Origin of the sequence: Enterobacter cloacae complex sp. IR5441, from assembly GCF_049238215.1 — a bacterium.
Taxonomy (GTDB): Bacteria; Pseudomonadota; Gammaproteobacteria; order Enterobacterales; family Enterobacteriaceae; genus Enterobacter; species Enterobacter hormaechei_C.
On record NZ_JBMKIA010000002.1, the window covers coordinates 337,818 to 360,461 of the forward strand.

The 22,644-nt window shown below is 58.0% G+C and carries 17 protein-coding genes; 4 read left to right on the forward strand and 13 right to left on the reverse strand.

Annotation, left to right across the window (positions count from 1 at the left end; translation table 11 throughout):
- Positions 1-124: 124 nt before the first annotated feature.
- From ACOTX5_RS04300 to ACOTX5_RS04325, 6 genes are all read right to left on the reverse strand, one after another.
- Positions 125-1,000 (reverse strand): 4Fe-4S binding protein, encoded by an 876-nt coding sequence (locus ACOTX5_RS04300; RefSeq protein WP_045911325.1) that lies wholly within the window; start codon positions 998-1,000, stop codon positions 125-127.
- Positions 1,000-1,779, reverse strand: coding sequence for a dimethyl sulfoxide reductase anchor subunit family protein (locus tag ACOTX5_RS04305; protein WP_045911324.1), 780 nt, complete (start codon positions 1,777-1,779; stop codon positions 1,000-1,002). Before ACOTX5_RS04305 ends, ACOTX5_RS04300 begins: the two co-directional genes overlap by 1 nt.
- On the reverse strand, positions 1,772-2,401 hold the full coding sequence (locus ACOTX5_RS04310; protein WP_015572168.1) for a DMSO/selenate family reductase complex B subunit: 630 nt from the start codon (positions 2,399-2,401) through the stop codon (positions 1,772-1,774). The genes ACOTX5_RS04305 and ACOTX5_RS04310 overlap by 8 nt, the downstream gene beginning before the upstream one ends.
- On the reverse strand, positions 2,398-4,776 hold the full coding sequence (locus tag ACOTX5_RS04315; protein WP_045911323.1) for a DMSO/selenate family reductase complex A subunit: 2,379 nt from the start codon (positions 4,774-4,776) through the stop codon (positions 2,398-2,400). Before ACOTX5_RS04315 ends, ACOTX5_RS04310 begins: the two co-directional genes overlap by 4 nt.
- Positions 4,777-4,864: 88 nt before the next feature.
- Entirely contained in the window at positions 4,865-7,192 is a 2,328-nt protein-coding gene (gene pbpC / locus ACOTX5_RS04320) for a peptidoglycan glycosyltransferase PbpC (RefSeq protein WP_045911322.1), read from the reverse strand.
- A gap of 1 nt (position 7,193) precedes the next feature.
- On the reverse strand, positions 7,194-12,146 hold the full coding sequence (locus ACOTX5_RS04325; protein WP_045911321.1) for an alpha-2-macroglobulin family protein: 4,953 nt from the start codon (positions 12,144-12,146) through the stop codon (positions 7,194-7,196).
- 286 nt (positions 12,147-12,432) lie between these two features.
- Between ACOTX5_RS04325 and ACOTX5_RS04330 the strand changes: the two genes are divergently transcribed.
- From ACOTX5_RS04330 to ACOTX5_RS04345, 4 genes are all read left to right on the forward strand, one after another.
- Positions 12,433-13,977: a PTS transporter subunit EIIC gene (locus ACOTX5_RS04330; RefSeq protein ID WP_045911320.1), complete on the forward strand. Its 1,545-nt coding sequence runs from the start codon at positions 12,433-12,435 to the stop codon at positions 13,975-13,977.
- Positions 13,978-13,989: 12 nt separating this feature from the next.
- A complete protein-coding gene (locus ACOTX5_RS04335; protein ID WP_032671866.1) occupies positions 13,990-15,357 on the forward strand; it encodes a 6-phospho-alpha-glucosidase in 1,368 nt (455 codons plus the stop codon).
- 89 nt (positions 15,358-15,446) lie between these two features.
- Complete coding sequence (gene sseA, locus ACOTX5_RS04340; protein WP_421632443.1) at positions 15,447-16,292, forward strand: 3-mercaptopyruvate sulfurtransferase; 846 nt, start codon at positions 15,447-15,449, stop codon at positions 16,290-16,292.
- On the forward strand, positions 16,292-17,062 hold the full coding sequence (locus ACOTX5_RS04345; RefSeq protein WP_017692918.1) for a MurR/RpiR family transcriptional regulator: 771 nt from the start codon (positions 16,292-16,294) through the stop codon (positions 17,060-17,062). The genes sseA and ACOTX5_RS04345 overlap by 1 nt, the downstream gene beginning before the upstream one ends.
- A gap of 17 nt (positions 17,063-17,079) precedes the next feature.
- On the opposite strand, the gene sseB is transcribed toward ACOTX5_RS04345, so the two are convergent.
- The 7 genes from sseB to iscA all read right to left on the reverse strand — a co-directional run bounded on the left by sseB (position 17,080) and on the right by iscA (position 22,635).
- On the reverse strand, positions 17,080-17,856 hold the full coding sequence (gene sseB / locus ACOTX5_RS04350) for an enhanced serine sensitivity protein SseB (RefSeq protein WP_023325069.1): 777 nt from the start codon (positions 17,854-17,856) through the stop codon (positions 17,080-17,082).
- Between the two features lie 111 nt (positions 17,857-17,967).
- The gene (gene pepB / locus ACOTX5_RS04355) at positions 17,968-19,254 is read right to left on the reverse strand and encodes an aminopeptidase PepB (protein ID WP_032671867.1); all 1,287 of its coding nucleotides are present in this window, start codon (positions 19,252-19,254) and stop codon (positions 17,968-17,970) included.
- Positions 19,255-19,315: 61 nt separating this feature from the next.
- Positions 19,316-19,516: a Fe-S cluster assembly protein IscX gene (iscX, locus tag ACOTX5_RS04360; RefSeq protein ID WP_003860650.1), complete on the reverse strand. Its 201-nt coding sequence runs from the start codon at positions 19,514-19,516 to the stop codon at positions 19,316-19,318.
- A gap of 1 nt (position 19,517) precedes the next feature.
- On the reverse strand, positions 19,518-19,853 hold the full coding sequence (gene fdx / locus ACOTX5_RS04365) for an ISC system 2Fe-2S type ferredoxin (protein WP_003860652.1): 336 nt from the start codon (positions 19,851-19,853) through the stop codon (positions 19,518-19,520).
- 1 nt (position 19,854) lies between these two features.
- Entirely contained in the window at positions 19,855-21,705 is a 1,851-nt protein-coding gene (gene hscA / locus ACOTX5_RS04370; protein ID WP_032654486.1) for a Fe-S protein assembly chaperone HscA, read from the reverse strand.
- A gap of 14 nt (positions 21,706-21,719) precedes the next feature.
- Positions 21,720-22,235, reverse strand: a complete 516-nt coding sequence (gene hscB / locus ACOTX5_RS04375) for a co-chaperone HscB (protein WP_003860657.1) — start codon at positions 22,233-22,235, stop codon at positions 21,720-21,722.
- Between the two features lie 76 nt (positions 22,236-22,311).
- On the reverse strand, positions 22,312-22,635 hold the full coding sequence (gene iscA, locus ACOTX5_RS04380; protein ID WP_003860659.1) for an iron-sulfur cluster assembly protein IscA: 324 nt from the start codon (positions 22,633-22,635) through the stop codon (positions 22,312-22,314).
- Between the last annotated feature and the right edge of the window lie 9 nt (positions 22,636-22,644).

Consider the following 22,644-nt stretch of genomic DNA (forward strand, 5'->3'; position numbering starts at 1 on the left):
TGATAACCTCTGTAAAATGTTCTGTTGTTTTTGCATACCTGAGTATGGTGTGGCGCGGATTATAAAGAGCAATAGCGCCATTGCCTATGGTTATGCATAACATTTTTTTAAAATGAGACGAAGATTAGCAACAGCTCGTATTTCGCATACCGTGTTGATGATGAAAACAGAGCGGACACTGCTTTTCATCAGACGTAAATGACCAGAAATGACGGTGGCACGTCAGGCAAACGGCTTCATATGCCGGTATGGTCACGCTTTTCCCTACCCCGTCTGTTTGCGTCACGTTTATCGCCGCATGCTGGCATACCGCTTCGCAGCCGCCGCACCCCGTACAGCGTCCGGTTTCCACGACCAGTTCAGCGTTCTTAAACCGAATCGCGTTTTCCATACAACTTCGCCAGCACGCGCCGCACAGTATGCAGGATTTGGCATCGAGAGTTATCTCTGCCTCGCTAAACGCAGAAAACGCCCTGCGCAGTTTACGCTGACCGGGCACGACGCTACAGGCCCGGACATCCTCACGGGGAACGTGCATCAGCGCACGCCGGGCGGTATTAACCTCGTTGACGGGTATATGTTTAAACGCCCACGCCGCTTCACCGCGCCGACGAAGCGCCAGATTCAACCGGGCAATCGCCAGCAACCAGTCAGGATTCTGCTCCGCGTCGATACTGATAAAACGAACGTGGTACTGCGCGTGCCACAGCAGAAGCTCATTCACCCCTGGCGCACGGTCAGTAAACGGCCCAACAAGCGTATCGCCACACAGAAAGCGTTTTCGCGGCGTGATGCCGGTGATGGCCTCAGCGGGGCAGACGAACAGGCAGTCACCGCATTCAATACAGCGGCTGTCATCAACCGAGACGCCTGAGTCGGTAAAAGAAAAAGCCTGCACAGGACAGACGTCCGCGCAGGCGAGGCAGGAAGCGTGGCGAAAACGGCGACGGACGCACGCATGCGTCACGTCCATCGCCGGGGCAAAGGTCAATCCGCCCATCAGCCAATACTGAAGAAAACGAAGCGCAGCATCAGCTCACCGACAATCAGCAATGCGCTTCCCAGCAGCATGGGAGATCGCGCCGCTTTCAGACCGCCCGCAGCAAAGCACAGCATACCCGCAACGGATACGCACCAGCTCAGCAGATGCACGGTTCGAAGTTGCTCCAGCATCTGTAGCGGTGCGTGAGGGAACGTCGCCACGGTGTTGTCCATAGCCGTAATATCTGCCAGCCAGACGGGCTGCATCACCAGACGCACAAGCACCAGCAGCGTAATAATGACAACCGCCGCACGCACGTTGATGCGGGCATGCGGCGCACAGGCCATGCAGGCTGAGCCGATTATTCCTACCGAGCCGATAAACAGCACCAGCGTGTTAACGTGCTGCCATGTCACCACGGATGCGTGCATGTAGATCTGCGCCATGCAGAACACGTCGACTAAACCAACCAGACCTGCCACAACCAACAGTGGCTTCCAGCCTGGCTTTTTGACAAACATAAGCAGCGTTGCGAAGCCAAGCGCCGCAAGATAAAGACTGGCAAAGATAATCTCACGGCTCAGCCAGGAGCTGGATACGTGGCGCAGCGCGTTAAGAGCATTAAGCGGATAGCCCATGTGCAGCGCGGAGGCGAGCAGCCCCAGACTCGCCAGCACAAACGCTCCGGCTGCCGGCAGCAGCGCGCTGCGTTGCGTGCTTCCGAACGCCAGCCACAGCGTAACGCCAACCGATCCTTGCAGGAACAACGTAAAAATCAGCAGTGGTAACTCATGCATGACGTTTCCCCTCTTTCTCTGCGCCCTGATGCGCTTTGATCACCAGGTTTGGTTTGGTGATGGAGGAATCAGGCAGGCCTTTCACATCACAGACCGCACCATACTTCGCCCGCAGTTCATCAATCGGCCCGAATTTAATCGCTTCGAGTGGACAGGTTGCCACACAGACGGGCTGCTCTCCCTTCGCCTGGAGATCCACGCAGAAATCACATTTGGACATCTGCCCAGTCTGCTCGTTGAGCTGTGGCGCGCCGTAAGGGCAAGACCATGCGCAGTAGCCGCAGCCGACACACTTATCAGTATCAACGCGCACAATGCCGTCCCCCGGACGCTTATGCATCGCGGTGGTTGGACAGTTTTTGGTGCAGACAGGGTCTGCGCAGTGGTTACAGGAAATAGAGAGCGTGTAGGCAAAAACGTTGTTGCTGACGCCGCCCTGCCCGGTCGGGATAAAACTCCCGCCGTTGACTTCATAAACGCGACGGAAACGACGTCCGACCTCAAGGTTGTTTTTATCTTTGCACGCCACCTGACATGCCTTGCAGCCCGAGCAGCGAGAAGAGTCGATATAAAAACCCAGCTGTTTGTCGCTCACCGGTGCGTAATGTTTAAACTGACTCATGCTTTAGCTACCTCCACCAGCATGGTTTGATGGGAATTCCCTTTCGCAAGCGCGGTAATACGGGCGGAACTGAGCACGTTCGCGCAGCCGCCTTTATCGATACCCTGCGCGTCCGGCTGCCACCAGGCGCCTGCCTGCATGGCCACCACGCCTGGAATGATGCGCGGCGTGACCTCCGCCGGGATCTCACAAATGCCGCGCGCGTTATGAATACGCACGGTATCCCCCTGCGCAATGCCGCGCTTTTGCGCATCCTGCGGGTTGATCCACAGCTTTTGCTGCTGCGCCTCAATTAACCACGGGTTGGCGTACTGGGTGGAGTTAGCGCGGTTTTTCCCTTTCCAGGTGATCAGCTGGAGCGGGAAGGTTTTGACCAGCTCGTCTTCCGGCCCTTCATGGGCAGGCACGTAGTGCGACAGCGCCGGGATTTCCGGGTGCTGCATGTCGTACAGACGCTTCGAGAAGATCTCAATTTTTCCGGACGGCGTCGGGAACGGATGATTCTGCGGATCGCGAATGTTGTCTTCAAAGGCAACGTACGGCGCGCTTTTGAAAAGATGCTGACGCGTCTTCTGTAGCGTCGCGAAGTCCGGCAGGTTTTCATCCGGCATGGACAGCCGCGTCTGCTCCCAGATGTGCTCAATCCACGCTTTTTCGTCACGGCCCTCGCTGAACGCTGGCTCGACGCCAAGCTTAGCAGCGACCTCCCGTAGCCAGTCGTAGTCTGAACGGCGTTCAAATTCAGGTTCAATCAGCTTTTCTGACAGGATCAGATAGCTTGCCGTGCCCCAGGTTTCGCCGATATTCCAGCGTTCCATGAAGCTGGTTTCCGGCAAAAGCAGGTCGGCGTATCTGGCGCTCGGCGTCATAAACAGATCGCTTGCGACGATAAACTCGATTTTCGACTCGTCTTCCAGGACACGGGTTGCATGATGAAGATCCGGGTTCTGGTTAGCCAGATAATTGCCCGCCAGCGAGAACAGGATGCGGATATTGCTGTCCAGCTTCTCAGCATCCTTCAGGCCATCTTCCGCGGTTACCTTAGAAGCATCATCCGCGGCCTGGACCCAGTTCATGACCGAAATTTTGGCGTTGACCGGGTTGTCCGGCATCTCTGGCCCGGCCGCAAATTTGCGGTTTGCGCAGCCGCCATAGCCTGCTGCCCAGCCGCCTTTCACCCCGACGTTACCCGTTAGCGTGGCCAGTATCGTCGAGCCGCGCGCGGTGCGCTCGCCGCAGTTGTGACGCTGCGGTCCCCAGCCCTGGATCAGCGCGGCGGGTTTGGTGGTTGCGTAGTCACGCGCCAGCTGACGAATAGTTTGTGCAGGCACGTGGGTGATTTTCTCTGCCCGCTCAGGCGTTTTCGCCACGCCATCCTTTGCACCGCTCAGGTAAGCCATCAGGGATTCATTGGCCGGAACGCCCTCTGGCATGGCGTCTTCGTCAAAGCCCAGGGTGTAGCGTTGAATAAAGTCGCGATCGTGCAGATTCTCCGTGACGATCACATACATCATCGCGTCCATCAGGGCGTTGTCTGTTGTGGGAAGCAGCGGGATCCACTGATCGGCAAGGGAGGAAACCGTATCGGAATAGCGTGGGTCGACAACAATGAAGCGCGTGCCGTTTTGCTTCATCTTCTGGTAGAAGTGGTTGCTGTGCCCGAAGATGGTTTCCGTCGGGTTATGCCCCCAGAGAATGACCAGTTTGGTGTCCAGCAGCGTGTCCAGAGAGCTGCCGCTGGCGGCGGTGCCATAGGTATACGGCGTTGCCGCCGCCGTGTTACCCATACTGACCGAGTGATAGCTTTCGAGATAGCCGCCGGTTAAGTTGAGCAGACGACGAACCATTTTATCGCCGGAAAAGGTCCCGCCGGACACCGCGGTGCCCACATGAACATAGCGTGACGCAGCACCGTATTTTTGCGTAATAGTTTTTAATTGATTCGCAATGAGGGTGGTGGCTTCATCCCAGGTAATACGCTCGAATTTTCCTTCGCCACGTTTACCTACGCGTTTCATTGGATATTTCAGTCGATCGGGGTGATAAACAAATTTCCGATAAGCCCGACCACGAACGCAGGCGCGCATTACTGGCATCTGCGGATCCAGCGCGTTATCCGGACGCGTTGAAATTCGGGTCACAACGCCATCACTGACGTGAGCACGAATATCACACTTCCCGCCGCAGTCAAACGTACTACAGGTTTGCACCACTTTTTCTTCAGGCGTAGCGTCTGAAACCGCCGCGCCCTGTGCCTGTACTTTGCCGGTTTTGACGACAAACGGCAGGGCGGCGAGCGCCGACCCTGCCTGAATAAACTGACGCCGGGATATGGCGGGAATAAGCCCTTCTCCCTGATGTTTATTTTTTTTCATTGCTCGTTCCTTCAAATAAAAACGCATTCTCGTTTTTTTTCAGGAACGAATATTGATAATTATCAAGCTAACTCTTGAGGGGTAATACTTAGCGATCTAATTCAAAATTCACTGTCGCCGTTTGTCCTGTTTCATCTAATACAATTAATTGATATTTACCCGGCAAATATAATTGCAGTGAATAATTCTTCTGGTGCCCGTCCAGCGGTTCGCCATTCAAAAACCACCATCGTTGTCCCTCCCCGCCGCTGGTTGAAACGTTGAGGGTCATATTTTTCTCACCCGGAAGACGTTTAATTACCGCCCCTTCTCTGACGCCTGACAACATCATCGGCGCCGCATTATGGTTATCCAGCGGAGGGCAAATAGCTGAACGGGCTGGGAGACGAGCAGCCCGTTTTTCAGCAGCAGGCAGCCAGGGCTCCAGCGGTAGCGGCCAGACATCCAGCACTTTCTCTGTCGCATCAGGACAATCCGCCGCAACGCGTTTGCCTTCTTTATCCAGCCAGACCGGGAAACGGATCCCGCGAATACCTTCCTGTTCCGGCAGCAGTAGCGTAGGCGGTTCACTGCCTTCCAGCAGCCAGGTTGACAGCCGACGCCGACAGTTTTCGCTCCCTTCAGGCAGGGACTGGCCCCCCGGCCAGCAAATCACGCCCCGTCCTACGCTTGCAGGACGCGGATCGCGCGGCAGGCGCGCTTCATCCACCATCGAGCGGGACTGAAGCATGTTATTGACCTGATTCAGGAGCGGTACCGCGCTGGCGAAACCAAACTGCCCGGCAACGGGCGTGCCGTCCGGGCGTCCGGTCCAGATTCCAATGACATACCGGGCATTCAGGCCGATGGCCCAGGCATCCCGGTAGCCATAGCTGGTGCCCGTTTTCCACGCCAGCGGCGCAACCTGGGGCAGCGCACTGTCCGGCAGGGGCTGTGCTTCATTAGCGAGAATGCGTCGAATGATCCACGCCGCCCCCTGCGATAACAGCGGACGTTCGATCAGCGGATCGCCCGGCTGTAAACGCAGCCGGCCCGCCTTACCCTGACGCGCAAAGGCGCTATAGGCGGCAGCGATATCAGCCAGGCGTGCGCCTGCGCCCCCCAGGATCAGAGAGAGGTTGGGCTGTGCCCCCGCAGGCAGAATGAGCGGTAATCCCGCGTTGCTCAGCATTCCGGCAAAACGTTTTGGGCCGTACGCTTCCAGAACCTGCACCGCAGGCAGGTTGAGGGAACGCACCAGGGCTTCGCTCATACTGACCGGCCCATGGAAGCCGCTGTCAAAGTTGCCCGGACGATAATCCCCCGTTTTTCTTGGCACATCCTGCAATAACGAAGCGGGATGGATCAGACCATCGTCCAGCGCCATGCCATAGATGAATGGCTTGAGGACCGATCCCGGCGATCGGATCGCATTGACCATATCCACGTGGCTGAAACGGCTGTCATCATTGATATCTACCGAGCCTACCCAGCCACGCACTTTCATGGATGTATGATCCACGACGATCATCGCCAGCGAACTGCGGGCAGGCAGGCGTGATTTCCAGTTCATTGCCAGCTCTTCAAGCTGTCGTTGCAAAGCTGCATCCAGCGTGGTGACTATTTTTGTGTCACGACTTTTACTCAGCATCATGCGGGAAAAGAGCGGCGCCAGCTGCGGCATCTGCCGGGGAGCCAGCCAGACCGGCTCTTCACGGGACTCTTTCACCTGCTTCTCAGACCAGACGCCCTGAGTCCGCATGCGGTCGAGCACTTTGTTCCGCGCCGCTTCGGCACGTTCCGGCCAGCGATCCGGGCGCAGACGGCTGGGTGCCTGCGGCAGCACTGCCAGCAGCGCCGCGTCGGAATAGCTCAGCTGAGACGGCGGTTTGCCCAGGTAAGTCCAGCTTGCCGCGCCCACGCCCTGCAACGTGCCGCCAAACGGGGCACGGTTAAGATACAGCGTCAGGATTTCACGCTTGGAGAGATGCCACTCCAGCTGCATCGCCCGCCACAGCTGACGAATTTTACCGCCAAAGGTACGCGGATGCGGATCCAGCAGGCGCGCCACCTGCATGGTAAGCGTGCTCCCGCCGGAAACCACTCTCCCGGAGGTGAGATCCTGCCAGGCGGCACGCAGTACAGAAAGCGGATTGACGCCCGGGTGATCCCAGAACCAGCGATCTTCATACTGGATCAGCGCCTCAAGATAGCGTGGGGAAACCTCTTCAATGGTAACCGGATAGCGCCAGATGCCTTCGCTGTCGGCAAAACGCCACAGCGGAACACCCTGCTCATCCACCACCACTCGCGCTGGGTTGACCTCTTTCAGGGGCAACGGCCACACGCGGTCAGCGACGACAATCAGCCCCCCTGAAACGAGAAGCGCTCCCGCCAGCCACAGCCAGCGGGAGCGAATCAGGCGTGCTATCCGCATCTTACGGAACAACGATCAGCGGGCCACTGGCCGCCCCCGTTGCCCGCCACTGCGGAACATACATGGACTCGACCATCGGAACAGGCACCCGATAGGTTCCCGGCGTAACGGCACGGGCCAGGTAAACCAGCGTGACCGGCTGACCTTCATTGACCGGCACCGCGGCCACAAAGCGATCGTCGCGGAATTCCATGTGCTGAATATCAGACTGTTGCATCTGATTCAGCAGGTTTTGCACTTCACTGCCGCTGTCCTGCAAGCTGGCGCTGCTGCTCGCCAGATTCTGGTTTTCCAGCTCCAGACCTGCCGGGAGCAGATCCACCACCAGCGCATCCGGCACGTTCTGGCTGGCCTTCACCTCCAGCCACACCAGAACCAGCTCACCGCTCTTCAGAGAAGAGAGCGACTTGCTGCTGCCGTCTGTCGCCAGGATATGACGTTCAATCTGCAAGACATTAGAGGATGGCTGAGGCGCATACTCCGGATAGCCAGTCGTGTCCAGTCGTACCCACAGCGGCGTAGTGCCGGTATTCGTCACCTGCAACGCACCAAGCTGAGCGCTGTTCAGGTTTTCTACCTGCGCTTTATCACTGCTCTGGGTCTGTTCAGAGAGGGTGGTCGTCGCCTGCCACGCGCCTGACAAGGTTTGCAGTGAACGTCCGGCCAGGAACAGCGCATTGCTCTCCTGAGTAGACAGCCAGCGCTGGCTGAACGCGTCTTCAGATAACGTGTTCAGCAGCCTGTTTTGCGCATCCGGCATCAGCTTGTACTCTTCCAGCAGGGAGAGCATCAGGGCATTATCACGCAGTTGGCTGCCGTAATCCGCCATCCAGTTTCGGCTGTCGTTACGGGGAGTTTTGAGAGCCAGATCCAGCGCCTGCTGGCTGCGCGGTGCATCCCCCATCAGTTTGAGTGCCATGCCCAGCTGCATCAACGGAAGCCCGGAAGCAGCCTGAGCGTGGCGCTCCCAGATTTCACGCAGCGCACCGAGCGGCGCTTTTTGCTGACGAGCCAGCACCAGCGAAGCGTACGCCTGAACAGCAAATTTGCTGGCCTGGGTGTCGTCGCTGTAGCGGATGGACATCATCCCCGGATCCTGTAAATAGCGCAGCAGTCGGCTGTTGGCGTTATTCACTGCCTCGGCAGGCACGCTGTAACCCTGCTCCCCTGCCCGCACCAGGAAGTCCGTGACATAGGCGGTCAGCCAGTACTCTTCCGGGCCGTTTTTATCCCACAAGGCAAAACCGCCATCGTCACGCTGCATTTGCAGCAGACGGGAGATCCCGATATCAATGGCCGCACGGCGTTTATCGTCGGTATCGCCTTTAATACCCAGAGCCTTAAGTTGTGCCGCGTTGGTGTAAAGCGACGGGAACAGGCCGCTGGTGGTCTGCTCAAGACATCCGTATGGATAAGCCTGAAGTTCACGAATGTAGCGTGCCAGATTTAAAGGTGGTTTACCACTGAGCAACAGTTGCCCCTGTAGCGTGGCAGGCGAGAAACCGTTGATATGCTGTGCTGGGGCACTCCAGGATTCGCCAGGGTTCAGCATCGTGCCCGTATTCACCGTTTGCGCCGGGAATGCGGGACGCACGCCAATTTTCCAGCTCTTCTGCTGCGGCGCAAACGTCTCACCAGGGAGCTGAAGCCCCGACACCTGAGCAGTCACTTCACCATCACCATAGCCTTCCAGGGCGCGCACCGGAATAAACAGGGTGCTACGTGCGCCAGGCGGCAGCTTAACCGGCTCTGGCTGAGCGCCTTCGAGCGACAACTTACCGGTTGCGGTTAACGCAATGTTCAGCGTTTGCGGCTGGTCCGTCAGGTTAGTCAGGTCCAGCGTCAGGCGGGAGGTATCGCCACTGGCGAGGAATCGCGGCGTGTTAAGCTCGGTGATAATCGGAGCCGCCACAATGATTTTGCTTTCGCTGCTGCCGAAATCGTCTTCCGTCCAGGCCTGCGCCATCAGACGCAGTTCGCCGTTGAAATCGCCAATCGGCAGCGTGATGGTGCCTTCGCCGTTGGCATCAAGCGTAACCGGCTGCGCCTGCTGGGCAATTATGGTGACATGGTTCACCGGTGGCTTACCGCCGCGTTTCAGTTCATCGCCGTCTCCGCCAAAGCGCAGTGCGGCCAGACGTCCCTGACCTTCAATCACCTGGCCGTAAACATCATAGATGTCCGCGCCATAGCGCTTCTGACCGAAGAAAGCTTCCCACGGATCCGGCGTGACGTAGTCGGTAATGTTCAGCACGCCGCTATCGACAGCCGAGACCAGTACGTTCACCTTCTGTGGCACAGTCCCCTCTTTTACGCTGGCTTTCACTTTCACAGAAAGCGTCTGGTTCGGACGCATTTTTTGCGGGTTATCCAGTGCGATGTTCAGGCGACGATTTTCGTCCCCCATTGGCAGATGCAGCAGGCCAACCGCCCGTTTTGGCGTGGCGGATTTGGATTTATCGCCAGGACGAACCACCAGCGTGCTGAGGTAGAGATCGTGACGTTTCCAGTCCTTATCCACCGGAATGGCGAGATCCAGACCGTTTGCTGGCACGTCGATCTCTTTCCACCACAGCGGTCCTTCGCTGGATTCGATCATTGCATAGCCCTTGCCTGCGGCCGGCGCTGCAATATGCAGGTTGATGGTATCGCCTGGCTGATAGGATGGCTTGTCCAGTTTCAGCGTCACACGATCCGGGCGAGCAGCGCCCGTGCCATCGCTGTTATCCTGCCAGCTGTACCCCGCCCAGAAGCGCACGCTGCTGACCATGTCATCAGGGGCTTTCACTTCCAGACGGTATGAGCCCCACTCCACCGGGAAGGTGACTTTACCGGTTTCATCGGCCTTGAGGTTTAGCTCCTGCTCGCCCTCAACCAGATCTTTTTGATCAAACTGGGACTGCCAGCCCTCACTCTCGGACCAGTTCCAGAAGTAGTCGCGACGCTCACGGATCAGACGCACCTGCAAACCAGATACCGCTTTTTTCGTCCCGCTGGCATCGGCATAGACGATGTCAAAGCTGGCGTTGCCGTTTTCATCGACAATCGGCTGATTGACGGTGGTATCGGTACGGTAGTCGTAAACGGCCTTGCTGGCGAACTGTGGGCGGATCCCCGGAAGTTCAGCCGCAGGCCAGATAGCCTGCTCGGCGCGTCGCGTTACCGGACGCCCACCTGATTCCAGCAGGCTGGCCTGCAAAATCAGTTGCAGCGGCGAGTGCGCCTCTTTCCACTGGCTTTCGGTGGTAACCTGCCCACGCCCCTGTTCGTCCAGCGTAAGCTGCACTTCATCCAGGCTGCGGCTCAGGTTCTCCTCGGCAATATCACCGAACTGGAAGCCAGGCAGCGCAGGCACCGCGTCACGTAGCGGACGCAGGAAAAGCTGGCCTTGCAGAGAATTACCGTTAGCCGGCGCGCCATACAGGTAATAGCCAGCAACGTTAAAGTCGACATTATCCTGCGGGGAAACTGGCGTTTTTTGCCCGGTCAGATTCAGCGCCATACGCTCAGGCATAAAATCTTCGACGTGGAAATCCCACATGCGCTGCTGGTTATCGCCCGTATTCGCGCGAATATGCCACATGCCGGTCTGGGCGCCGCTATCGAGCGGATAGTTGAAGCGATAAAGGCCGTTCTCAGGTTGCACAACGACCGTACGCGCCACCTGTCCGTCCGGGCGCAGCACGTCAAGTTTTACCGGCTGATCGGGAAGCGGTTTGCCATCGCTGTCGCGAAGCAGGCCGTTCAGGATCACCGTTTCACCCGGACGATAGATATCGCGCGGGCCAAACATAAAGAACTGTTTGCTGTAACCCGGGTTACCGGCGATATCAAACTCCGCCAGATCCAGCGCCGGAAGTTTGAGGTCGAGAAGCGTGGTCTGGCCATCTTTACTGGCCAGGATCAGCGCGGCTTCTTTATCGGTTTCCAGTTTCGCATGACCATCGGCGTCGCTGTTCGCCTCGGCCAGGGTCTGCCCTTTATCGTTCAGAAGGGTAATGGCCACACCTGACTGCGCCGCACCGTTTTCAAGACTCTGGGTGAAGATGTCCAGGCGGTTATGATAACGGTGAGCGGACAGCCCAATATCACTTAAGGTAAAGAGCGTCGCGGCGTTACTGTAGTTATAGTGACCAGCCTGATTCATCACGGCGATATAGACGCCAGACTGCTGGAGCGGCTTAATATCTTTGAGCGGCAGGAGCAGTTTTTCACGCGTATTGCGCGCCGGGTTGAGGTCGAAACGGCCGGTGTAGACCAGTTCCGCCATCTTCAGCAGGTTGTCAGATTCCCAGTTGGTCAGCGAGTTACGGTACTCCCACTGGCTGACAAACGAGGCCAGCGACTCCGGCTTCACGCGATAGAAGTTCACATCCACATTGTTGACGTTGAGCGCCATCACCGGCAACCCTTCCACCACCTTACCCGGCAGCAGCGATCCGCGGCTGGCGAATCCGACCGTCGGTTCAACATCCCGGGTGGTGATCGCTTTTTCATAGTCGATGCCGAATGTCGCTTTGTTCAGCGCCAGCAAATTACGTTCGACGGTGACGACCAGATTACGATTCGGCTCCAGATGGCGCAGGCGCAGCTCTTTCAGATTGGGGGCCAGTTCCCAGGCGCCGTCCACTTTGCCGCTTTTTTTATCCACCACATGCACCGTTTTCGCAAAATCCTGGCTGGGATCCAGCGGTACAGAGAAGGTCAGAACCAGCGTCGCAGCGCCGTCGAGTTGCACTTCAGAGGCATCCAGCAGCGTCAACGCCTTGCCCTGACTCTGCGCGGCCAGCTTAGCCAGCTTTTCAGGATCCGGTTTTGCCGGGGTTTTCTGTTCTGATGCAGTAGACGCTGCGGGGGCAGCGGCCTGAGGTTTGTCGTCGCTGTTATCACAGCCGACAAGCGTAAAGGTGGTGAGCAGCGCGAGAGAGATCGCAGCTAAGCGAAACGGTTTCATCCTGTGTCCCTGGCCTGAGGGGCCTGTTGGTCATCGTCCGGATAAGTATTATCCGCAAGTTTCGTTAATACAAAAAGTCCAATTTTATAATCTGGAAAGCACCTCGCAGAATGGCATCACGCAGCCAAACCGTGATGGAACGGCGATCACAGCGCATAACGTAACATGTTACCTTTCGCGTCATTTGTTTTTAAAACAAGAAGATAGCTGGATAAGCTCGCATCAGGCCTGCTAGTTTTATGACCATGACGCACCCCGAGTGCGCGGTTCAATAAGAGAGAAAGCCATGAAACGAGCCGTGAACGCCCTACAAAATTTCGGAAAATCATTGTACGGACCTGTACTTATCTTACCCATCGTCGGCCTGTTTATCGCCTTCGGGAATGTACTGGGTAACGGCAATCTGGCCGAGTACCTGCCGTTTCTCGGCCACCCGCTGATCCAGAGTGTCGGCCAGCTGATCGCCAAATCTGCCGTGTCGGTGCTGGTCAACCTGGCGCTGGTGTTTGCCGTCGGGATCCCCATTGGACTGGCAACACGAGACAAAGGCTACGCGGCGTTGATTGGGCTGGTGACCTTTATCGTATTCATTAACGCGATGAACGTGACGTTACAGCTTCAGGGAGAACTGGCCCCTGCGGAACAGATGAAAGCCGCCGGACAAAGCATGGTGCTGGGCGTCCAGGTGCTGGAGATGGGCGTTTTCGCCGGGATCCTGACCGGGGCGCTCTCCGGTTATCTGTACAACAAATATTCCGGTGTCCAGTTTAACGGCGCGATGGCGATTTACTCCGGCCACTGCTTTGTCGCGATTGTGATACTGCCTGTCTCTATGCTGCTCGGCGTGGTCATGAGCGAACTCTGGCCGTACGCACAGCATGGAATAAGCGCCCTGGCGCTGGCGATCAAAGGGTCCGGTCCGTTTGGCGTGGCGATCTACGGTTTCCTTGAACGCATTCTGGTGCCGACGGGCCTGCATCATCTGGTCTATACGCCGTTCCTGTATACCGAACTGGGCGGTACGCAGGAGGTGTGCGGTACGGTTTACCAGGGCGCGCGCAATATCTACTTCGCCGAGATGGCCTGCCCGGACGTGAAGCAGCTCAGCAGTACCGTGATGTGGGATGCGCGCGGCATCAGCAAGATGTTCGGCCTTCCTGCCGCCGCGCTGGCGATGTACATGACCGCGAAGCCAGAGCGTAAAGCGATTGCGAAAGCGATTCTGATCCCGGCGGCGCTGACCTCGCTGCTGGTCGGCGTAACCGAGCCGATTGAATTCTCCTTCCTGTTCGTCGCCCCGCTGCTGTTCGTGGTGCATGCGGTGCTGACCGGCATCGGCATGATGCTGTTCTCGCTGTTTGGCGTTCACGCCATCGGCGCCAACGGGATTATCGATTTCATCCTCTACAACCTGCCGCTCGGCACGGAGAAGTCCAACTGGCCCATGTACATCGTGGTCGGGCTGATCATGTTCGCCCTTTATTTCGTGGTATTCCGCTTCCTGATCCTGCGCTTCAACATGAAAACGCCGGGGCGTGAAGATGAGGACCAGGAGACACGCCTTTACAGCAAGCAGGAGTACCAGGCGAAGGGCAATAACGACGAGCTGGGCGAATCCATCGTGGTGGGTCTGGGCGGTCGGGAAAATATAGAGGTAGTGGATAACTGCTACACCCGCTTACGCGTCACGGTGAAGGACGTCGACATCATCGACGAACCGCGCCTGAAAGCGACCGGCGCGAAAGGGGTTATCAAACAAGGTAACAACGTTCAGGTGGTCTACGGGCTGCATGTCAAAAAAATGCGAGAAGCCGTTGAGACGTTTCTCTGAAAGGAGCTAAAGATGTTTACATCCCCATTTATTCTGTCGATTGCCGGCGGCGGTAGCACCTACACGCCAGGTATTGTGAAAAGCCTGATGGTACGTCTGCATGATTTCCCTCTGGCAGAGATCCGCCTGTATGACATTGACGAGGCGCGCCAGAACACCATTGCGCCCGTGGTGGAGAAGGTTATTCGCGACCACAGCCAGAGCATCAAATTCACCGTCACCAGCGACCCGGAAGTGGCCTTCAGCGGCGCGCATTTTGTTTTTGCCCAGATGCGCGTCGGACAGTACAAAATGCGCGAGCAGGATGAAAAGATCCCGCTGCGCCACGGGGTGGTCGGCCAGGAAACCTGCGGACCCGGCGGGCTGGCATATGGCCTGCGTACTATCCTGCCGATGGTAGAGCTGATCGATCGGGTGGAACGCTACGCGCACGAAAAGGCGTGGATCGTGAACTACTCCAACCCGGCGGCGATTGTCGCCGAGGGCGTGCGTCGCCTGCGCCCCAACGCACGCGTGCTGAATATCTGCGATATGCCGGTTGCCGCCATGCGCAATATGGGCGCCATTCTGGGCGTGGATCGTCATAAACTGGAGGTGGACTATTTCGGCCTCAACCACTTCGGCTGGTTTACCCGCGTGCGGGTGGACGGCGAGGACAAGCTGCCGGAGCTGCGTAAACATATCGCGAAGTTTGGCCTGCTGACGGAAGATGCCGCGAAAACCGACCCGCAGCACTCGGATCCGTCGTGGGTGAAAACCTGGCGCAACATCAAGCCGATTATGGATAACTTCCCGGAGTACCTGCCGAACCCGTATCTACAGTACTACCTGATGCCAAACCAGATTGTGGAGCATCAGAACCCTGACTATACCCGCGCCAACGAAGTGATGAACGGGCGTGAGAAAAAGCTGTTTGCCGCCGCCGAAGAGTACCAGCGCACCGGAATTTTACCGGACGCCTTCCACGTAGGTGTTCACGGCGAATTTATCGTCGATGTCGCCTGCTCACTGGCGTTCAACCTGCGCCAACGCCATCTGGTGATGGTGGAAAACCGCGGGGCGATTACCAACCTGCCGTACGATGCGGTGGTGGAAGTGCCTGCCTATATCACCTCCGAAGGGCCGGAGCCTGTCCGCGTGGGTCAGGTACCGCTGTTCCACCAGACGCTCCTGCAACAGCAGCTGGCCTCTGAACAGCTGCTGGTTGAGGCAACCATCGAAGGCAGCTACGAGAAAGCGTTGCAGGCGTTCACTCTGAACCGCACCGTGCCGACCATGGAGCACGCGAAAGCGATTCTGGATGAAATGATCGAAGCCAACCGCGACTACTGGCCTGCGCTGCAAAAGGCCTGGCAGGACGGTGAAGCGGTGAAAAAATAGGGGCTTGCTCGCGAGTTGAACGTGGTTAGCTTGTCGGTGTCAGAAAAAACACCGACAATCCTTTTTTACGGAAAAGAATGGAGGCAACCATGTCCACCTCATATTTTGTCGCTGCCGACTGGCTGATTGAGCACGGCGACGACCCGGAAGTTCAGATTATCGACGCGCGCATGGCCCCTCCGGGCCAGGAGCATCGTGACGTTCCCGCTGAATACCGTGCAGGGCACCTGCCTGGCGCGGTATTTTTTGATATCGAAGCCCTCTCCGATCACACCTCTCCCCTGCCGCACATGCTGCCTCGCCCGGAAGCGTTTTCCGTGGCGATGCGCGAGCTGGGCATCAGCAAAGATAAACATCTTGTTGTTTACGATGAAGGTAATCTGTTTTCCGCGCCGCGAGCGTGGTGGATGCTGAAAAACTTCGGCGTGGAAAAGGTATCGATTCTGGCGGGCGGACTTGCAGGCTGGAAGCGCGACGAACTACCGCTTCAGCAGGGTGACGTCACGCTGCCGGAAGGGGAATTTGATGCCACGTTTGACGCTAACGTGGTCAAGCGCCTGACCGACGTGCTGGTCGTGAGCCACGAAAACACGGCGCAAATCGTCGATGCGCGTCCCGCTCCACGTTTCAACGCAGAAACGGACGAGCCGCGTCCGGGACTGAAACGCGGACATATCCCGGGGGCGCTGAACGTACCGTGGGGCGATCTGGTGTTTGAAGGCGAGCTGAAAACCACCGATGAATTGCGTGCCATTTTTGAACGTCAGGGCGTGGATTTGCATCGTCCGGTTATTGCCAGCTGCGGCTCCGGCGTGACGGCCTGCGTGGTGATCCTGGCGCTGGCAACCCTTGGCGCGAATGACGTGACTCTGTACGACGGCGCCTGGAGTGAATGGGGTGCACGGGACGATCTGCCGGTTGAACCGGCGAAATAATGGATAACCGCCTGGCAACGCTGTTAACGCGCGGATCGTCGCTGACCCGCGCGGAGTATCGCGTCCTCGCCCACCTCACTGAGCATCCATTGCTGGTGGGCAACATCACGGTGCGCGAGCTGGCGCAGGCGACATTTGTCTCTACCGCGACGATTATGCGGCTGTGTCAGAAGCTGGGGTTTAGCGGCTTTAGCGAGTTTATCTGGCACTGCAAGCAGTTGCTTTCTGACACGCCGCATATCACCGTACAGCCTGAGCAACATGCGGAAATGCCCGGGCTTTTTACCCGGTTCGTTGCCAACTATCAGCAGACCTTCCAGTGGGTCACTCAGGACAAACGCCAGCAGTTTGCCAGCCTGCTGCGCCAGAAAGAGAGCTTCTTTCTCTACGGCGCCGGGTTTTCGTACCTTTTTGCCGAGTACCTGACCAAGAAGTTGCAGGTGCTGGGAAAAACGGCGTTCATCTCCGGGCCGGGAGACAGCCGGAATATTTTTCTCAGCAACGCCGCGCGCTATCAGGTGTTTATTGCCGTTTCACGCAGCGGCGAAACGGAGCAGGTACTGGATAAAGCGCGGATCGCCAAAAACGTCGGCATGACGATCGTCGCGTTTACCCGCGCGTCGGCCAATACGCTGGCGGGTATGGCGGACGTGCATTTTGCCCTCTATGACGAAGCGGTACATTTCGCCGCCGAAGCCGCAGGGGTAACGTCGTTTGAGTCGAATCTGGTGCTGCTGATGGATTTACTGCTGCTGGAAGCAACGGGGTGAAGGTCACCCCGCCGTAATCAGATAATGCGGTTGGTCTTGAGATCGCGCAGGAAGCCGCCCCAGCGACGCTCGTAGAACGGGGTGATGTGCTCGGTAATAAAGTGGCTGATCCCCTTCTCACCTTTCTTCACCTGACAGATATCAATCGGCTCATCGCCCGGCAGGGTGTCGGTTGCCACGCTTCCCGCTGCCTGGATGATCTCGTCGATATCGCCGTCGGCCTCAATCCCTATCAGCAGAACAGGCTTTTCGTCAGCGCTCTCTTTGATGGAGCAGAGAAACGCGCGTTTTACCGGCTTGATGGTTTTAAACAGCGTGGTCAGGGAGTCAATCATCTGCGCGGGCGGCTCGGCCACTTCAGACAGCAGCAGCGTTTCGCCCCCTTCCAGCACCTCCTGAGTGCTGAGCGGGTTGCCCTCGTCACCAATCAGGTGGCTGATTTCGCGCGGAGTAAACTCTTTCCCGGTCGGCAGTTTGGCGTTGAGGAACAGCGTCTGCCCCAGGGTCATTTCGAACAACGTGCGCACCGGCATCACCACGAACGCCTGTTCGTCTTCTACCGCTTCCTGCAAGGCCTCGAGCGAAGTAAAGAACGGGATCACCGAGGTGCCGTCGTCTTTCTCCCAGTGCAGCAGATCCAGCGCGCTGTCTTCGACAACCTGCTCCCCTTCCGCCGCGGTGCCCGGCACCCAGACGGTGGATTCCAGCAGCGTGCGGAAAAAGGCCGGACGGTGGGCGGGTTCGGTCGCCGCCTGCTCCAGCAGGGTTTCTAATTCGTTTTTGGTTTCTGACATAACAATTCCAGATGATGCATTTCCCCCTCACCCCAGCCCTCTCCCTCAAGGGAGAGGGAGCAAACCATCCCCTCTCCCTGTGGGAGAGGGTTAGGGTGAGGGCAAAAAAGATTACTCAGCCGTCAGCAGATTCGCCACGGTACGCACACCCAGACCGGTCGCACCCGCAGACCACTGCTCAACCGCCGCTTTACGGTAGGTTGCGGAGCAGTCAATGTGCAGCCAGCCTTCATGGTAGTTCTCAACGAAGTGAGACAGGAAGCCTGCTGCGGTGCTTGCCCCCGCCGGGTACGCTGCGTTCGCGGTGTTGTTCAGCTCGGCGAAGTTGGACGGCAGCTGGCTGCGGTGGAACTCGGCCAGCGGCAGACGCCAGAACGGTTCGTTTTCCGCCGCCGCGCTGGCCAGCAGGCGATCGGCCAGCTTGTCGTCGAAGCTGAACAGGGCGTGATAGTCGTTACCCAGCGCCGTTTTCGCCGCGCCGGTCAGGGTTGCCATGTCGATAATCAGCTCCGGCTTCTGCGCAGAGGCGTCGATCAGGCCATCGGCCAGCACCAGACGGCCTTCGGCGTCGGTGTTCATCACCTCAACGTTTTTACCGTTGCGGTAGCGAATGATGTCGCCCAGCTTGAAGGCGTTGCCGCTCACCATGTTGTCCGCGCAGCACAGGTAGAGCTTCACGCGCTTGTTCAGGCCACGGGTGATGGCGAACGCCAGCGCGCCGGTGATGGTGGCCGCACCGCCCATGTCGGACTTCATGGAGTCCATGAACGCGCTCTGCTTCAGGCTGTAGCCGCCGGTGTCGAAAGTGATGCCTTTTCCGACCAGACAGGCAAAGACCGGCGCTTCTTTATCGCCGGTTGGGTTGTAATCCAGCGCCAGCAGGACCGGAGGACGCTCGGAGCCACGGCCCACGGTGTGGATGCCCATGTAGTTCTGCTCGCGCAGGTCTTCACCTTTGGTGATGCGGTAAGACATCTTGTCGCCCGCCACGCCGCACAGCAGGTCGACGGCGCGCTGCGCCAGCTGCTCAGGGCCTAACTCTTCCGCCGGGGCGTTGATGGTGTCGCGCACCCAGTCGATGATTTGCAGGCGGCTTTCCAGCTCTTTCTGACCGGCTTCGTCGAGGTTCGCCCACTCGATTTTGCGGGTGCCTTTCGGCCCTTTGTAGCCTGCCCAGAACGCCCAGCTGCGGTCGGTGTCCCAGCCTTCGCCTTCCAGCGACACATGCTTAATGCCAAGGCCGTCAATTTTACGCGCGGCGCGCTGGATCAGGCCCAAATCATCATTGCCCGTCAGGTGCAGGGTAATACCGTCGTTGTTGATGCTGTAGGTGGCTTTTTCGCCCCAGCGTGAGTCGGCTGGCTGCGTGGAGAGCGTAATCTTCATCGCTTCGGTCATTTTATTTATCCTTATTAGCAACTAGCAAACGGGCCGCCTGAAGGCAGCCCGTTTATGTTATCTATTCTGCTTCATCTAACCAGACTAACAGAATCGCCTCCAGAATTTTTTCATTGGATGCGTTTGGATCGTCGTCAAAATCTTCCAGATCGCAAATCCACTGATGCATATCGGTGAATCGTACGGTCTTCGGATCGAGATCCGGGTTCGCGTCGTAGAGCGCCTCGCCGATTTCACGGCTGTCTGTCCACTTCAGTCCCATATCAATGCTCGCGTGCGTGGTTGATGGTGTAACGTGGGAACTCCACGACCAGATCTTCATCGGTCACCGCGGCCTGGCAGCTTAAGCGGCTGTCGGGCTCCAGACCCCATGCTTTGTCCAGCATGTCGTCTTCGTCTTCGGTGCTCTCGGCGAGAGAGTCGAAACCTTCACGCACGATGCAGTGGCAGGTGGTGCAGGCACAGGATTTTTCACAGGCGTGTTCCACTTCGATACCTGCACGCAGGGCAACATCGAGAATGGTTTCACCGGTCTTCGCTTCCAGAACAGCGCCATCCGGACAGAGGTCCGCATGAGGCAAAATTACAATCTTTGGCATATTAAACCTCGTCCACGGACTGGCCTTTCAGCGCGACGCGGACAGATTTGTCCATGCGGCGAGCAGCGAAGTCCTGGGTTTGTTTATCAACGTTTTTAATGGCTTCTTCTATTGCGTCAGCGTCATTGCCTTCGGCCACTGCGCTCAAGCGCGCGGCAGCATCGTCAATCACCTGACGCTCAGCGGCGCTTAACAGCGCGGCATCGGCAGCGAGCGCGCCGTTCAGGCTTTCCAGCACGCGTGCGGCTTCAACTTTTTGTTCAGCCAGCATACGCGCCTTCACATCCTGCTCGGCGTAGCTCATTGAGTCCTGAATCATGGAGGCGATTTCGCCATCGGTCAGGCCGTAGGACGGCTTCACCTGGATGGACGATTCCACGCCGGTCGATTTTTCCATCGCCGTGACGCTCAGCAGGCCGTCCGCATCCACCTGGAAGGTAACGCGAATATGCGCCCCGCCCGCCGGCAGCGCCGGAATTCCGCGCAGCGCAAAGCGCGCCAGAGAGCGGCAGTCCTGCACCAGCTCGCGCTCGCCCTGCATCACGTGGATGGACATCGCGGTCTGGCCGTCTTTGAAGGTAGTAAACTCCTGCGCGCGCGCCACCGGAATGGTGGTGTTACGCGGAATGACTTTCTCCACCAGGCCGCCCATGGTTTCTAAACCCAGAGACAGCGGGATGACGTCCAGCAGAAGCATTTCGCTGTCCGGCTTGTTGCCGACCAGGATATCGGCCTGGATAGCGGCGCCCACGGCAACTACTTTGTCCGGGTCGATAGAGGTCAGCGGCGTGCGGCCAAAGAATTCGCCCACGCGCTCGCGCACCAGCGGCACGCGGGTTGAGCCGCCAACCATGACCACTTCCAGCACCTCGCTGGCCTCCACGCCCGCATCTTTCAATGCGCGACGGCAGGCCAGCAGGGTACGCTTAACCAGAGGCGCAATCAGTTCGCTGAACTGATTGCGGGTGATCTCACCCTGCCAGCCCGCAACGTTAACCGTGACCGATTGCGCGTCGCTCAGGGCAATTTTGGCGTCGATGGCCGCATCCAGCAGTTCACGCTGTACGCGCGCATCGCTGCGATCGCTGATGCCCGCCTGCTCGCGGATGTAGTCTGCCAGCAGATGGTCGAAGTCATCGCCGCCGAGCGCGGAATCCCCGCCGGTCGCCAGCACTTCGAACACGCCGCGGCTCAGGCGCAGGATTGAAATATCAAACGTCCCGCCGCCGAGATCGTAAACCGCAATCACCCCTTCCTGACCGGAATCGAGGCCGTAGGCAATGGCCGCCGCCGTCGGTTCGTTCAGCAGACGCAGCACATGCAGGCCCGCCAGACGCGCGGCGTCTTTGGTGCCCTGACGCTGTGCATCGTCGAAGTAGGCCGGAACGGTGATTACCACGCCGTCGAGATCGCCGCCGAGCGTCGCCGTGGCGCGCGCCGCCAGCGCTTTGAGGATGTCAGCGGAAACGCGAATAGGGTTCAGCAGACCGGCAGACGTCGCGATCATCGGCAGGCCGTTTTCGCTGGCCTGTAGCTGATACGGCAGATGCGGGTAACGGGTCTGGATATCAGCCAGCGAGCGGCCCATCATGCGCTTAACCGAGCTGATGGTGTTGGCCGGATCGCGCGCGGCGTTGGTGCGGGCATCAAACCCGACCGCGTGACCCTGCTGCTGGTAGTGGACCACGGAAGGCAGCAGATGGCGGCCCTGCTCGTCAGCCAGCGTTTCCGCCTGGCCGCTGCGCACGGTCGCCACGAGGGAATTGGTGGTGCCCAGGTCAATACCGACCGCCAGACGACGCTGGTGCGGTGCGGCGCTTAAGCCTGGCTCACTAATTTGTAATAAGGCCATAATTGCTTCCGAAATTAAAAATCGAGCAGCTTTTCTTCGAGTTGTTCAGCACTGCTTCGCAGTTTATCGAGAAAACGGAGTTTGCGCACAGTGTCTGCCGCCACGTCCCAGGTCTCGTTGTTCAGTTGCTCCACCATCTGCTGATGGCGGGTATCGAACATGCCCTTTACGCGCGTGATAAAGCTTTCCAGGCGCGCTTCGTCTTTAGCCTGTTCAATTTCATCCAGCTCTTCGCGCAGCTCCAGCTGTTCCATCAGAAAGGCGGTGTCGCGCACGGTATGCTGTTCGCTCGCCAGATCGAAACCGTGGAGCGAGAGCAGATATTCTGCACGCGCCAGCGGATGACGCAGCGTTTGCCAGGCCTGGTTGATGGTTGCGGAGTGTGATACCGCAGCCAGCTGCTCTGCCTGCGTCCCGCTGGCGAATTTATCCGGATGGTACTGACGCTGGAGATCCTGAAAACGGACCGTCAGCGCCTGGAGATCGATCGGGTATTGAGCGGGTAGTCCGAAGAGAGTGAAGTAATCCATAACAATCTCAGGGGTAGCCTGTTAGAACAAACCCCACGCGTAGCAAAGCCACGGTGGGGTTTTGGATGACGCGCGGTTAAACGTGGAAGCTTTCGCCGCAACCACACTCGTCTTTGACGTTCGGGTTCGTGAATTTGAACCCTTCGTTCAGGCCTTCTTTTACGAAGTCCAGTTGAGTGCCGTTGAGGAATTGCAGGCTTTTGCCATCGACCACCACCTTCACGCCCTTGTCTTCAAACACGGTGTCATCAGACGCCGGTTCGTCAACAAACTCCAGTACGTAAGCCATACCAGAACAGCCGGAGGTACGTACGCCCAGTCGCAGGCCAAAGCCTTTACCACGGTTCGCCAGAAAAGAGCTTACTCGCGCGGCAGCGCTGTCGCTAAGGGTAATCGACATACTCAAACC

Bases quoted from the DNA above. Each gene is read 5' to 3' on its own strand.
- ACOTX5_RS04300 (WP_045911325.1), bottom strand. From the start codon at position 1,000: ATGGGCGGATTGACCTTTGCCCCGGCGATGGACGTGACGCATGCGTGC.
- ACOTX5_RS04305 (WP_045911324.1), bottom strand. From the start codon at position 1,779: ATGCATGAGTTACCACTGCTGATTTTTACGTTGTTCCTGCAAGGATCG.
- ACOTX5_RS04310 (WP_015572168.1), bottom strand. From the start codon at position 2,401: ATGAGTCAGTTTAAACATTACGCACCGGTGAGCGACAAACAGCTGGGT.
- ACOTX5_RS04315 (WP_045911323.1), bottom strand. From the start codon at position 4,776: ATGAAAAAAAATAAACATCAGGGAGAAGGGCTTATTCCCGCCATATCC.
- pbpC (WP_045911322.1), bottom strand. From the start codon at position 7,192: ATGCGGATAGCACGCCTGATTCGCTCCCGCTGGCTGTGGCTGGCGGGA.
- ACOTX5_RS04325 (WP_045911321.1), bottom strand. From the start codon at position 12,146: ATGAAACCGTTTCGCTTAGCTGCGATCTCTCTCGCGCTGCTCACCACC.
- ACOTX5_RS04330 (WP_045911320.1), top strand. From the start codon at position 12,433: ATGAAACGAGCCGTGAACGCCCTACAAAATTTCGGAAAATCATTGTAC.
- ACOTX5_RS04335 (WP_032671866.1), top strand. From the start codon at position 13,990: ATGTTTACATCCCCATTTATTCTGTCGATTGCCGGCGGCGGTAGCACC.
- sseA (WP_421632443.1), top strand. From the start codon at position 15,447: ATGTCCACCTCATATTTTGTCGCTGCCGACTGGCTGATTGAGCACGGC.
- ACOTX5_RS04345 (WP_017692918.1), top strand. From the start codon at position 16,292: ATGGATAACCGCCTGGCAACGCTGTTAACGCGCGGATCGTCGCTGACC.
- sseB (WP_023325069.1), bottom strand. From the start codon at position 17,856: ATGTCAGAAACCAAAAACGAATTAGAAACCCTGCTGGAGCAGGCGGCG.
- pepB (WP_032671867.1), bottom strand. From the start codon at position 19,254: ATGACCGAAGCGATGAAGATTACGCTCTCCACGCAGCCAGCCGACTCA.
- iscX (WP_003860650.1), bottom strand. From the start codon at position 19,516: ATGGGACTGAAGTGGACAGACAGCCGTGAAATCGGCGAGGCGCTCTAC.
- fdx (WP_003860652.1), bottom strand. From the start codon at position 19,853: ATGCCAAAGATTGTAATTTTGCCTCATGCGGACCTCTGTCCGGATGGC.
- hscA (WP_032654486.1), bottom strand. From the start codon at position 21,705: ATGGCCTTATTACAAATTAGTGAGCCAGGCTTAAGCGCCGCACCGCAC.
- hscB (WP_003860657.1), bottom strand. From the start codon at position 22,235: ATGGATTACTTCACTCTCTTCGGACTACCCGCTCAATACCCGATCGAT.
- iscA (WP_003860659.1), bottom strand. From the start codon at position 22,635: ATGTCGATTACCCTTAGCGACAGCGCTGCCGCGCGAGTAAGCTCTTTT.